The organism is Sphingomonas sp. TDK1 (genome assembly GCF_001650735.1).
Classification (GTDB): Bacteria; Pseudomonadota; Alphaproteobacteria; order Sphingomonadales; family Sphingomonadaceae; genus Sphingomonas.
This window is the reverse complement of record NZ_LXVY01000044.1, coordinates 97,139-109,872: the sequence shown is the minus strand read 5'-3', so window position 1 is coordinate 109,872 and position 12,734 is coordinate 97,139. Positions and strand designations below refer to the sequence as shown.

At 67.7% G+C, this 12,734-nt stretch carries 11 protein-coding genes; 8 read left to right on the top strand and 3 right to left on the bottom strand.

What is annotated here, in order from left to right; translation table 11 throughout:
• Nucleotides 1-36: 36 nt before the first annotated feature.
• The 5 genes from A7X12_RS20510 to guaA all read left to right on the top strand — a co-directional run bounded on the left by A7X12_RS20510 (nt 37) and on the right by guaA (nt 5,130).
• Nucleotides 37-912 carry a VOC family protein gene (locus A7X12_RS20510; protein ID WP_064313316.1) on the top strand — a complete coding sequence of 292 codons (876 nt, stop codon included), beginning with the start codon at nt 37-39 and terminating at the stop codon, nt 910-912.
• Complete coding sequence (locus tag A7X12_RS20505) at nt 909-1,340, top strand: DoxX family protein (protein ID WP_064313315.1); 432 nt, start codon at nt 909-911, stop codon at nt 1,338-1,340. Before A7X12_RS20510 ends, A7X12_RS20505 begins: the two co-directional genes overlap by 4 nt.
• Before the next feature lie 154 nt (nt 1,341-1,494).
• Nucleotides 1,495-2,808, top strand: coding sequence for an alginate export family protein (locus A7X12_RS20500; protein ID WP_064313487.1), 1,314 nt, complete (start codon nt 1,495-1,497; stop codon nt 2,806-2,808).
• An 11-nt stretch (nt 2,809-2,819) separates the two neighbouring features.
• Nucleotides 2,820-3,521, top strand: a complete 702-nt coding sequence (locus tag A7X12_RS20495) for a YoaK family protein (RefSeq protein ID WP_064313314.1) — start codon at nt 2,820-2,822, stop codon at nt 3,519-3,521.
• A 49-nt stretch (nt 3,522-3,570) separates the two neighbouring features.
• A complete protein-coding gene (guaA, locus tag A7X12_RS20490) occupies nt 3,571-5,130 on the top strand; it encodes a glutamine-hydrolyzing GMP synthase (protein WP_064313313.1) in 1,560 nt (519 codons plus the stop codon).
• Nucleotides 5,131-5,137: 7 nt separating this feature from the next.
• Here the strand turns inward: guaA and A7X12_RS20485 are convergent, their stop codons facing one another.
• On the bottom strand, nt 5,138-6,247 hold the full coding sequence (locus A7X12_RS20485) for an LLM class flavin-dependent oxidoreductase (protein WP_064313312.1): 1,110 nt from the start codon (nt 6,245-6,247) through the stop codon (nt 5,138-5,140).
• A gap of 24 nt (nt 6,248-6,271) precedes the next feature.
• Here A7X12_RS20485 and A7X12_RS20480 point away from each other — a divergent pair, with 24 nt between their 5' ends.
• On the top strand, nt 6,272-7,375 hold the full coding sequence (locus A7X12_RS20480; RefSeq protein WP_198162132.1) for a Gfo/Idh/MocA family protein: 1,104 nt from the start codon (nt 6,272-6,274) through the stop codon (nt 7,373-7,375).
• Here A7X12_RS20480 and A7X12_RS20475 read toward each other — a convergent pair.
• Nucleotides 7,357-8,583 (bottom strand): MFS transporter, encoded by a 1,227-nt coding sequence (locus tag A7X12_RS20475; RefSeq protein ID WP_064313311.1) that lies wholly within the window; start codon nt 8,581-8,583, stop codon nt 7,357-7,359. The two genes, A7X12_RS20480 and A7X12_RS20475, sit on opposite strands and share 19 nt — an antisense overlap.
• Nucleotides 8,564-10,807 (bottom strand): TonB-dependent receptor, encoded by a 2,244-nt coding sequence (locus tag A7X12_RS20470; RefSeq protein WP_064313310.1) that lies wholly within the window; start codon nt 10,805-10,807, stop codon nt 8,564-8,566. Before A7X12_RS20470 ends, A7X12_RS20475 begins: the two co-directional genes overlap by 20 nt.
• A 314-nt stretch (nt 10,808-11,121) precedes the next feature.
• Between A7X12_RS20470 and A7X12_RS20465 the strand changes: the two genes are divergently transcribed.
• Nucleotides 11,122-11,643, top strand: a complete 522-nt coding sequence (locus A7X12_RS20465) for an RNA polymerase sigma factor (RefSeq protein ID WP_084445829.1) — start codon at nt 11,122-11,124, stop codon at nt 11,641-11,643.
• Complete coding sequence (locus A7X12_RS20460; RefSeq protein ID WP_232318624.1) at nt 11,640-12,620, top strand: FecR family protein; 981 nt, start codon at nt 11,640-11,642, stop codon at nt 12,618-12,620. The genes A7X12_RS20465 and A7X12_RS20460 overlap by 4 nt, the downstream gene beginning before the upstream one ends.
• Nucleotides 12,621-12,734: the final 114 nt, after the last annotated feature.

Sequence of the window (12,734 nt, the reverse complement as noted above, 5' to 3'; positions counted from 1 at the left end):
AAACGCTTCCTGTCTCCCAACTTCAGGAGTTTCGCCATGCGCCTCTTCCTCCTCGCCTCCGCCCTGGTCGTCGCGACGCCGGTGCTCGCCCAGCAGACCGCCGATTATTCGGTCGGCCCGCAATACGACACCACCCATGTCTATGTGCCGGAAGACCAGTTCGACAGCTTCGTCACCAGCTTCCAGGCGACCTTCGGCGGCACGACCAGCAAGCAGGGCGTGTTCCAGGTGACGCCCACCACCAGCCTTACCAAGTCGCAGCTGGTGCTGACGCCCGCCGGCACCGTTTCGGTGTTCGGGTTCAAGACGCCGATCCCATTCCCCTTCGGTGACGAGCGCACCGGCTATCTGGTGACCGACATCGATGCGGCGGTGAAGGCAGCGGTGCAGCATGGCGCGGTGCGTCGTCTGGTCACGTTCCCCGATCCGATCGGCCGCGATTCGCTGATCCAGTGGCCGGGCGGGGTGAACATGCAGCTCTACTGGCACACCACCAAGCCGAGCTACGCGCCGCTGGAAACCGTGCCCGAGAACCGCATCTACCTGACCGCGGATGTCGCCGATCGCTTCGTGCAGAGCTGGGTCGGCTATGCGCATGCCAAGGTGACCGCCGATGACCGGGCGGCGCCCGGCGCCGAAGTGGGCGAGCCCGGCAAGACGATCCGCCGCATCGCGATCACCAGCGGCTATGGCAAGATGGTGGTGTTCGTCACCGACGGGCTGCTGCCCTGGCCCTATGGTCGCGACATGACCGGCTATGCCGTGCCCGATCTCGACGCGACGCTGGCCAAGGCCAAGGCGGCCGGGGTCGAGACGCTGGTGCAGCCCACTGCCGCGGCCGGCGGGCGCGCGGCGATCGTGCGCTTCCCCGGCGGCTATATCGCCGAGATCCACGGCCCCGCGGGCAAATGACCATGGACGCGCCTGACCCGCGCTTCGTCGACGCCGTTCTCGACTGGCGGCCGACCTGGTTGCTCGCCCGGCTGCTGCTGGTCGGCGCGTATCTGCTCGGCGGGCTGGTCAAGCTCACCGACTGGCCGGGCGCGGTGGCGGAGCAGGCGCATTTCGGCATGCATCCGCCCGCGCTCTGGGCGGCGCTGACCATTGCGGTGGAGCTGGTCGGGCCGGTGCTGATCCTTGCGGGGCGCTGGGTCTGGCTGGGGGCGGGGATGCTGGGGGTGTTCACCCTGCTCGCCGCCTGCACCGCCAACGCCTTCTGGACGCTGCCGCCGGGGCCCGAGCGGTTCGGCGCGACCAACGCCTTTTTCGAGCATCTCGGCCTGATCGGCGGCTTCGTCCTCGCGGCGCTGGTGGCGGAGCAGGCGAAGCGGCGTGGCTAGTCTCGCCGCGGCGGTGGTATTGGTGGCGCCCGCCGCGCACCTCCCGACGTCTCTGCTAGCGTTCCCCTCCCGCCTGCGGGAGGGGCTGGAACCTCGCAGCGCTTCTACCACGTCAGCCCCTCCGGCAAGCGGGAGGGGAGCGCAGGCGGGGGGGATTGCAGAACCCATTCCCGCCCCCGAACCCTGGCAGGCGCCGACGCTCAGCATCACCCGCTATGACGAGGACTGGTCCGACCTCGCCGACGCCGAGAAGCGCGCGCACCATTGGACCGGCCCGTTCAAATACATCCCGCTCGCGGGCGATGCATGGCTTTCCACCGGCATCGAAGTCCGGCTGCGCAGCGAATCCTTCGCCGACAACGCGCTCGGCAACGCGGCCTCGCCCGACGACGCCTATCTCTGGACGCGCGCGCTGCCCTATGCCGATCTCCATGTCGGCCGCGTCCGCGCCTTCGCCCAGCCGATCCTCGCCTATGCCGCCGGTGTACGGCCCGCCGCCGGCCCGGTCGACCAGACCCGCACCGATCTGCTCCAGGGCTTCGCCGAGGTCGATCTCGGCGCGCTCACCCTGCGCGGCGGGCGGCAGATGCTGTCGCTCGGCACCGAGCGGCTGATCGGTACGCGTTATGGCCCCAATGTGCCGCTCGCCTTCGACGGCGTGCGCGGGATCGTGGCGGTCGGGCGTGCGAAAATCAGCCTGCTGGCTGTCTCCCCGGTCGCGCCGCGGCTGGGGACGTTCGACGACCGTACCTCTTCGACCAAGAGGCTCTGGGGCGCCTATGCCGTGCTGCCGGGTCTCGACCTCTATTATCTCGGCTATCGCAACCGCACCGCGCATTTCGGCGACCGCACCGGCCGCGAGCTGCGCCACAGCGTCGGCGCGCGCGTCTATGGCGCGCGCGACAATTGGCACTGGAATGTGGAAGGTGTCGCCCAGTTCGGCCGCTTCGCCGATGGGCCGATCGTCGCCTGGACGCTCGGCACCGAACTCGGCCGCAAACTCCCGAACCTGCCCTTCGCGCCCGACGCGGTGCTCCGCTTCAACGTCATCAGCGGCGACGGCCATGCCGGGGATCGCCGGCTGGGCACGTTCAACGCGCTGTTCCCCAAGGGCAAATATTTCGGCGAGCTGTCGCCGGTCGGCCCGTACAACCTGGTCAACCTCAACCCGCGCATCGCCGGCACGCTGGGCGGCGGCGTTTCCGCCAGCATCGCCGGCAGTGCCTATTGGCGCTACAGCGCGACAGACGGCGTCTACGACATCCCCGGCAACCTGCTCCGCGCCCCCGGCATCAGCCGCGCCCGCTTCATCGGCAAGCAGATCGAAGGGGCGATCGCCTGGCAGGCGACCGCCGAACTCGAACTTTCCGCCTCGCTTTCCTTCTTCCAGGCCGGTCGCTTCCTGCGCGAGACCGGCGCGCCCCGCCCGATCCGGATGATCGGCCTGGAGAGCAATTTCCGATTCTGAGGACCCCCGCCATGGCCGATCCCAAGACCGCCGCTTCCCCGCTCCCGCCGCTGCTCCTGCTGCTCTCCGTCACCACCGGACTGGTCGACGCGGTGAGCGTGCTCGGGCTCGGCAAGGTGTTCACCGCGAACATGACCGGCAATATCGTGTTTCTCGGCTTCGCGGCCGCGGGCACGCCGGGCTTCACCATCGCGCCCTATATCGTCGCGCTGGCCTCCTTCCTGGTCGGCGCGCTCGTCGCGGGCAAGGTGGGGTCGCATCTCGCCGGGCAGCCGCTGCGGCGCTGGCTGGTGCTGGCCGCGGCGATCGAAGCGGTGCTGTTCGGCGTGGCCGCAGGCGTTGCCGCATGGGCTGGGGCGATGGGCATCCTGCCCGAGACCTGCGTCTTCGCGATCATCGCGCTGACCGCGATCGCGATGGGCTTCCGCAACGCGACGATCCGCCAACTCAAGGTGCCGGACCTGACCACCACCGTGCTGACGCTGACGCTCACCGGCATCGCCGCCGATTCGCACTTCGCGGGCGGGCGGAACCCCAATATCGGGCGGCGTCTTGCGGCGGTGGCGGCGATCCTGGTCGGCGCCTGTGTCGGCGCGCTGCTCGTCAACCGCTACGGCCTGGCGATTCCGCTGCTGGTGGCGGGGCTTACCGTGCTGGTCGGCACGCTCGCCTGCGTGCGCCACCCGATCGCCAGCGAACCCCTGCGCGCCTGATCGCCCGCACCCCTTTGACAGCCCGGCGATCGCTCCCTATCGGCCAGCCATGACGCTCCAGCACACCGACTCCATCCTGATCGTCGATTTCGGCAGCCAGGTGACCCAGCTGATCGCACGCCGCGTTCGCGAAGCCGGGGTCTATTCCGAGATCGCACCCTTCACCACGGCAGCCGAGGCCTTTGCCCGGATGCAGCCCAAGGGCATCATCCTCTCCGGTTCGCCCGCCTCGGTGCTGGACGAAGGCAGCCCCCGCGTCCCGCAGGTGATCTTCGACAGCGGCCTGCCGGTACTGGGGATCTGCTATGGCGAGCAGGTGATGATGCATCAGCTGGGCGGCCAGGTGGTGCAGGGCGACAGCGGCGAGTTCGGCCGCGCCTTTATCGAGATCGCGGATGGCTGTGCGCTGTTCGACGGCCTGTGGCAGACCGGTGAAAGCCACCAGGTGTGGATGAGCCATGGCGACAAGGTGGCGAGCCTGGCCCCCGGCTTCCGCCCCGTCGCGGCCAGCCCCGGCGCGCCCTATGCGGTGATCGCTAACGACGAGCGCCGCTATTATGCGATGCAGTTCCACCCCGAGGTGGTGCACACCCCCGACGGCGCCAAGCTGCTCGCGAACTTCGTGCGCCATGTCTGCGGCCTGTCGGGCGACTGGACCATGGCCGAGTTCCGCGCCGCCAAGATCGCCGAGATCCGCCAGCAGGTGGGCGACGGCAAGGTGATTTGCGGGCTTTCGGGCGGGGTCGATTCCGCGGTGGCCGCGGTGCTGATCCATGAGGCGATCGGCGACCAGCTGACCTGCGTGTTCGTCGATCACGGCCTGATGCGGGCAGGCGAGGCCGACCAGGTCGTCACCATGTTCCGCGAGCATTACCATATCCCGCTCGTCCATGTGGACGCGGAGGAGCTGTTCCTCGGCGGCCTCGCCGGCGTCACCGACCCCGAGGCGAAGCGCAAGTTCATCGGCAAGACCTTCATCGACGTGTTCGAGGCCGAGGCCAAGAAGATCGGCGGCGCCGATTTCCTTGCACAGGGCACGCTGTATCCGGACGTGATCGAGAGCGTGAGCTTCACCGGCGGCCCGTCGGTGACGATCAAGAGCCACCACAATGTCGGCGGCCTGCCCGCGCGGATGAACATGCAGCTGGTCGAGCCGCTGCGCGAGCTGTTCAAGGACGAGGTCCGCGCGCTGGGCCGCGAGCTGGGGCTGCCCGACGTGTTCGTCGGCCGCCATCCGTTCCCGGGGCCGGGCCTCGCGATCCGCATACCCGGCGAAGTCACCAAGGAACGCTGCGACATCCTGCGCAAGGCCGACGCGATCTACCTGGAGGAGATCCGCAATGCGGGCCTCTACGACACGATCTGGCAGGCCTTCGCGGTGCTCACCCCGGTGCGCAGCGTGGGCGTGATGGGCGACGGCCGCACGTACGACAGCGTGCTGGCGCTGCGCGCGGTGACCTCGATCGACGGCATGACCGCGGAGGCGTTCGAATTCCCCGCCGGCTTCCTGCCGCGTGTCGCGACCCGTATCGTCAACGAGGTGCGCGGCGTGAACCGGGTGACCTACGACTATACGAGCAAGCCGCCCGGCACGATCGAGTGGGAATGATCCCCCTTTAATCTGTAAGCGACCCATGCTCCAGCTTCGGCAGCACATGGCGGGCGAACAGGTCGGCTTCGGCCGCGTGCGGGTAGCCGGAGAGGATGAACGCCTCGATCCCCAGCGCGCGATAGGCGTTCAGCTTGGCGAGGACCTGGTCCGGGTCGCCGACGATCGCCGCGCCGCAGCCCGAGCGGGCGCGGCCGATGCCGGTCCAGAGATGGTCCTCGACATAGCCGTCGCCGGCGGAGGCCTCACGAAGCTCGGCCTGGCGGCGGACGCCGGCCGACCGGGCATCGAGCGACCGGGCGCGGATCGCTTCGCCCTGCGCGGCGTCGAGATGCGAGAGCAGCCGGTCAGCGGCGGTACGCGCCTCTGCTTCCGTCTCGCGCACCACGACATGGACGCGGTAGCCGAAGCGCAGGGTACGGCCGCGCCTGGCAGCGCGGGCGCGCAGGTCGTCGAGCGTGGCGGCGACGGCGTCCATCCGGTCCGGCCACATGAGGTAGACGTCGGCGCCCTCGGCTGCGGCCTCGCGCGCGTCCTCCGATAGTCCGCCGAAATAGAGCTGCGGCGCGCGGCCCGAGACGGTGGTGACGCGTGGCGGCTCGACCTTCAGCTGCCAGAACTCGCCCTGGTGATCGAGCGCTTCCCCGTTCAGCAGCGTCTTCAGGATGTGCATCGCCTCGATCGTGCGGCGATAGCGGGGTGCGGAGGCGAGCGTCTCGCCCGGCAGGTCCGAGGAGATGATGTTGACCGCGAGGCGTCCGCCCAGGATCCGATCGATCGTTGCGATCTGGCGGGCAAGCTGGGGCGGCCAGCTTTCGCCGACGCGCACCGCCATCAGCAAGCGGATACGGCGGACTAAGGTTGCGATCGCTGCGGCGAAGGCGGTGGTGTCGATCCCCAGTGCATAGCCGGAGGGCAGCAGGATATTGTCGAATCCGGCGCTTTCGGCAGCCAGCACGATGTCGCGGCAATGCTCCCAGCTGGAGAGCAGGCGCGGGTCCGGCTGGCCGAGAAATTCGTAATCATCGTCGCACAGGGCGGAAAACCAGCTCACTTCGCAGCGGGGAAGTTGTTCTTGCTTGCCGGATGCGCTGGGCTGGGGATGGAGGGTGGTCATGAATCAAAGCCTCTGGAGAAGATGATGTCGTCGCGAATTCGGTACGGTCTGGTCGGGTGCGGGATGATGGGCGTGGAGCATATCCGCAATCTCGCGATCACGCCGGGGGCGGAACTGGTGGCGATCGCCGATCCGGTCGAGACCTCGCTCGGCTGGGCACGCGCGGCGCTGGGCGGCAAGGCGCAGGATGTGACCGCCTATGCGGATGCCGAGGCGCTGGCGAAGCATGACGGGCTGGACGCGGTGATCGTCGCCAGCCCGAATTTCACGCATCGCGATACCGTGGCGCCGCTGTTCGACGCCGGGCTCCACATCCTGTGCGAGAAGCCGATGGCGACGACGATCGAGGACGCCCGTTGGATCGCCAAGCGTGCCGCGCGCCACTCGGCCGTGTTCTGGACCGCGATGGAATATCGCTACATGCCGCCGGTCGCAGCGCTGATCGCGGGCGTGCATGGCGGGGAGATCGGCCGGCTGCATATGCTGGCGATGCGGGAGCACCGCTTTCCCTTCCTGGTGAAAGTGGGCGACTGGAACCGCTTCGCGCGCAATACCGGCGGCACGATGGTGGAGAAATGCTGCCATTTCTTCGACCTGATGCGCTTCATCGTCCGCTCCGAGCCGGTGCGCGTCTATTGCTCGGGCGCGCAGGACGTGAACCATCTGGGCGAGCGCTATGACGGGCAGGTGCCGGACATCGTCGACAACAGCTTCACTACCGTGGATTTCGCCGACGGCACCCGCGCGCTGCTCGACCTGTGCATGTTCGCTGACGGGGCGGAGGAGCAGGAGGAGATCGTCGCGACCGGCGACGTTGCCCGGCTGGACGTGAGCATCCCGGGCAGCGTGCTCACCCGTTCGCCGCGCACCGGCTTCGGCAACCCCAAGGCGCCGGAGAAACGGCTGATCGAGGTGGATGCAGCGGCGCTGGCGGCGGGATCGCACCATGGCTCGACCTTCTACCAGCATCAGGCCTTCGCCCGCGCGGTGCAAGGGCAGGGGCCGGTGGAGGTGACCGCCGAGGACGGGCTGAAGGCCGTCGCCATCGGCATGGCAGCGGAGATCAGTCTGCGGGAACACCGGGTGGTCGACATGGCCGAGCTGCTGGGTCAGCCCGCGTCCGCATAGGCGGTGCGCGGAAGGATCCAGCGCACCAGCAGCGCTCCGGCGAGATAGGAAAAGGCCGCGATCCAGAACATCGGCGCATAGCCATGGCCATTGTCGAGCGACCAGCCGGCCAGCTCGAGAATGGCCATGCCGGCGAGGTTGCCGGCGAAGGCGCCGATGCCGATCACCGATCCGACGCGGTCGGCGGGGATGATGTCGGTCGCCAGTCCGAAGACGTTGGTCGAGAAGCCCTGGTGCGCGAACAGGGCAAGGCCGAGGAGGAGGGCGGCCACCCAGGGATTGCTCGCCACCAGCACCAGCGGGATCGGCAGCACGAGCAGCGCATAGCCGAGCAGCGTCGCGTGCCGCATCTTCTCCGGCGCCCAGCCGCGCGCGAGCAGCCAGCCCGGCACCCACCCGCCGCTGATCGCGCCCAGCGCCGCGAGGCTGTAGGCCAGCGCCACCGGCAGCCCCAGCGCGCCCTGTTCCAGCCCGAACTGGCGGTGGAACAGGTCGGGGGTCCAGAACAACAGGAACCACCAGACCTGGTCGCTCAGCACTTTGGCCACGGCGATGGCGAGCGTCCGCCGACTGCGGAGCAGGTGCAGCCACGGCACTTCCGACCGCGGCCCGCGGATGCTGGCGGCCGCAGGGACATAGCGCAGCCACACCGCGACCCAGACCAGGCCCAGCCCACCCGCGATCAGGAAGCTGCCCTTCCAGCCGACCCACAAGGCCAGCGCGGGGATCAGCAAGGGGGTGAGGATCGCCCCGAAATTGGGCGCCGTATTGCCGATGCCGAGCGCGCGGGAGCGCTCGGACGGCGGGAAGAAGGTGGCGGCGGACTTCACGGCTGCCGGGGTGCCGATCGACTCCGCTGCGCCCAGCACCGCGCGCGCGGTCACGAACTGCGCGACGGTGGTAGCGAAGGCATGCGCCATGCCCGCGAGGCTCCACAGCGCGACGCCCAGTGCGAAGCCTCGCCGCAGCCCCACCCGGTCGAGGAACCAGCCGGTGCCGAGAAAGGCCAGCGCCGCGGCGAACTGAAAGGCCGAGGCCATGTGCGCATAGTCGCGGTCGGACCAGTGGAATTCGCCCTGCAGCATCGGCTTGAGCAGCGCGAGGATCTGCCGGTCGACATAGTTCAGCATCACCGCGCCGAACACGAGGGCCAGGATCGCCCAGCGACCCTGTGCCCCGGCGGTGGTGTCAGTAGCGGATGCGCGCATTCAGGCCGACATAGCGATCATTGTCCCGCGGCACGTAACGGACCACGCCCGCGGTGGTGCCATAGACCAGATAGTTCGAATAGTGCTGGTCGAGGATGTTCTTCACCAGCGCACGCAGCTCCCAACGCTCGCCGCCGATCAGCGCGACACTGGCGTTCCAGATGCCATAGGCGGGCTGGATCGTGTCCGGGTTCTGGGTGATCGCGTACTGCGTCTTGCTCTTGTAGCTCGCGTCGGTCTGCAGCTCGACGGCAAGGCCGTCGGTGATCGGCAGCTTCCACGCCGCGCCGCCGCTCAGCTTCCAGTCCGGAGCGAAGGGCAGGGCGCCGCCGTCGATCGAGGTGCAGCTGGTCGCCGCCGGGCAGTTGAAGTGGCGGATGCGCGCATCGGTGCGCGCCACCGCGAAGTTGAGCGTCAGCCGGTCGGTCGGCCGCGCGTTCAGATCGGCCTCAACGCCCTTGGTCCGTACCCTGCCCGCGTTGATCAGCCGGGTGACGATCGCGCCGAGATAGGTGTCGGTGTAATTTGCCTGGAAGCCATCGTAATCGGTGAGATAGGTCGCGATCCCGCCGCTCACCCGCCCGTCGAACAGGCTGCCCTTGAGGCCGACTTCGTAGCTGGTCGAGGTCTCGGGCGCGAGCGGCTGGGTGTCGAACGCCTGCATGTTGAAGAAGACGTTGTAGGCCGGGCCCTTATAGCCGCGCGAGAAGGTGAAATAGGTGTTGGCGTTGGGCGCCAGCTTGTACTGCACGCCGGCGCGGGCGCTGTAATCCACCCGGTCGGTCTTGCCGCTGCTGGCGAAGCTGGGGCGGATGCCCGAAACGCCGGTCGCGGTGTCCGAGACGCGCTGGTGGAAATAGCTGAGCGAATCATGGATCAGCCGCCCGCCCGCGATGAAGGTCAGCGCATCGGTGGCGTGGAGGTTGGCCTCGCCGAACAGCGCATGGTTCTGCGCGCGGATGCCGTAGTTCGCGACGCCGTTGTTGGTCACCGGCGCACCGCCGATCAGCTGGGTGACGCTGCGCTGGTAGCGCTCGTCGGTATCCGCCGAGAGCAGATAGGCGCCGACGACATAGTCGACCAGCCCGCCCTGCGGGGAGGCGAGACGGATTTCCTGCGAGAACTGGTCGAAATCGACCGTGCCGTCGTCGCGGCCCTGCGGGAAGCCGGCGGCGAGGATGGCCCGCGCGTCCCAGTCGGGCTTCTGGTGGTTCTTCCACTCGCGATAGGCGGTGATCGAAGTGAGCGTATAGCCGCCGCCCAGCTTCCAATCGAGCGTGATCGAGCCGCCATAGTTGCGGTCACGCACTTCGGCGTCGAAATTGGTGTTGATGCGCGTGTTGTTCGCGCCCGGCGTGATGCCCTCTTGCGTCAGCAAGCCGGCGAGGGTCGGGTTCGGCGTCACCGCGCCCGTCGGGTAGGCCACGCGCGAGGCACTGACATAAACGCCCTGCGGCGTATCGTCGCGATTGTAGAGATAGTCGCCGGCGAAGGTGATCGTCACATCGTCATTGGGCTTGGCGACGATCTTGCCGCGCACGCCCCAGCGATCATAGCCGTTCACCCAGTCGCGGGTGCCGACATTGTACACGTTCCCGCGATAGGCGGCGTACAACCCGCTCAGCGTATAGCCGATCGTGCTGCTGATCGGGCCCGATACGGTGCCCTTGATACGGCCCTCGCCGCCCTCATAATAGCCGCCTTCCAGCGACCCGGTCTGCGTCTTGGTCGGGCCCTTGGTGACGAGGTTGATTACCCCGGCCGAGGCGTTCTTGCCGAACAGCGTGCCCTGCGGCCCGCGCAGCACTTCAAGATGGTCGAGGTCGAGCAGATCGAGTGTCGCCTGGCCGGGGCGTACCAGCACCACGCCGTCGATCACCGTGGAAACCGAGCTCTCCACCCCCGGCGACGTGGTGATGGTGCCGACCCCGCGGATGAAAACGGTTCGGTCCTTGTTCGACTGGCCGGTGCGGAAATCCACCGTCGGGATCACGGTCGACAGGTCCTGCAGCGTGTTGAGGTTGCGCGAGGCGGCGACATCGCCGTTCACCACCGAGACCGCGATCGGCACGTCCTGCAGATTCTCGTTGCGGAAGCGTGCGGTGACGACGATGTCGCCCGCGCCTTCCTTTGTGGGTGCGACAGCGTCCTGTGCCTGCGCGAGCGCCGGCTGCGCCACCCCCGCCAGCAAACCCGCGACCACCCAACCTTGCATGCGCCCCATCCAATCCTCCTTATGTGTCGCGGAGGTTGGTAATTCCCAGCCGTAAACTAGGAAAATAAGCTTTTGCTTGGGCGCGGCAAAGCAGGCCTTCGCGGACACGCGGAAAACTTCGCCTCCGGATGGTGGGCGGCGAACCGATGTCCTCGCCGAACTGCGAAAAATCGCCGTACGGCGCGAAGGATTTTGCTATCCGCGGTCTCTCCAAGATCAAATAGAAAATCTGGGCGAAACAAGAGGAGGATGCGGCGAAAGGGGAGGCGAAATCCGAGTTCGAGCGCCGGCAAAGCCTGGCGCTGTGGGTCGCGCGCGAGATCGTGCCGCACGAGCCGCGTATCCGAGCTTGGTTCGCGCGCAGACGGGTCGCGCCCGATGAGGTGGATGAGCTGATGCAGGAAGCCTATTGCCGGATCGCGACGCTCGACACGGTCGATCATATCGATTGCGGGCACGCCTATTTCTTCTCGATCGCGCGCAATCTGTTGCTGCGCAAGCTCAAGCGCCAGCAGGTCGTGCCCTTTGAGGCGATCAGCGAGATCGAGAGCTTCCGCGACACCCAAACCCCGTCGCCCGAAGAGCAGGTTTCGAACCGGCTTGCCTATGAGCGGGTGATGGCGCTGATCGCCGCCTTGCCGGAGCGCTGCCGCCGCATCGTCGAGCTGCGCAAGATAGAGGGCTGGTCCCAGAAGGAAATCGCCGCGCACATGGGCATGAGCGAGAAGGCGGTGGAAAAACAGGTCTGGGTCGGCGTGCGCGCGATCCGCGAGGGCTGGTCCGCATCCGAGAAATCCACCGGGATCGCTGTACCCGTTGGCGGTCGCAAGGTCGGCATCCTGTGAGCGGGCCATCGCGGCTGGCGGACGACGAAGCGGCGGCGTTCTGGGTCGCACGCATGGACGGCGGCGGCTGGAGCGACGCCGATGAGGCGGACCTGCAGCGCTGGCTGGCGCAGGACACGCGTCGGGCCGGGCTGCTGTTGCGCACGCAGGCCTTGTGGCAGATGCCGGGGGTGCAGGCGGAGCAGGCCGCTCCCGTGGAGGAATGCCCGGACGACGCGCCGCAGGATGTGCGCGCACCCAACTGGCGGCGGCGGGGCGTGCTGGGCGGCCTGGCGGCTGCCGCTGTGGCGGGTGTCGTGGGCGCTTCGCTGCTCCGTGGGCGCGGCGTGGCCTATGTCACGAAGGTGGGCGAAATACGCCGGGTGCCGCTGGTCGACGGGTCGGTGATGACGATCAACTCGGGCACCGAACTACAGGTGCACATCGCCAAACACGCGCGCGAGGTCGAACTTGCGCAAGGCGAAGCCTGGTTCGACGTGGCCAAGGATGCCGCTCGGCCGTTCGTGGTGGCTTCGGGAAAGATCCGGGCAAAGGCGATCGGCACCGCCTTTTCGGTGCGCAAGCGCGACAATGGCGTCGAGGTTCTGGTTACCGAGGGCGTGGTCGAGACCTGGTCCGACGATGATGCGGCGCAGCGCATTCGGCTCGCGGCGGGACAATGCGCTCTCATCAACGACCGCGCGATCGTCCATTATGAGCCTGGCAAGGCTTCATCGGTCGATCGTGCGCTTGCCTGGCGCAGCGGCATGATCGACCTCGACGGCACCACGCTCGCCGACGCTGCCGATGAGTTCAATCGCTATAACGAACGCCAGATCGTCATCGCCGATCCCGATGCGGCGGGCGAGCGGTTCGATGGGCTGTTCCGCATCAACGATCCTGAAGGGTTCGCCGAGGCCGTTCGCAGCGCGTTGGATCTGGTGGTGAACATGGAAGATCCTCGCTTCATCCGCATCCAGCGCGCTACGAAGCCCTAATCCCCCTGATTGAGCTTTCATGAAATAAAAGGCTCCGATACGGCGTGATTTGCGCGAAGGAAAATCCATCCCCGGGTATCTAAGCATGTACAGGTTGCAAAGGCCTGAAATAAT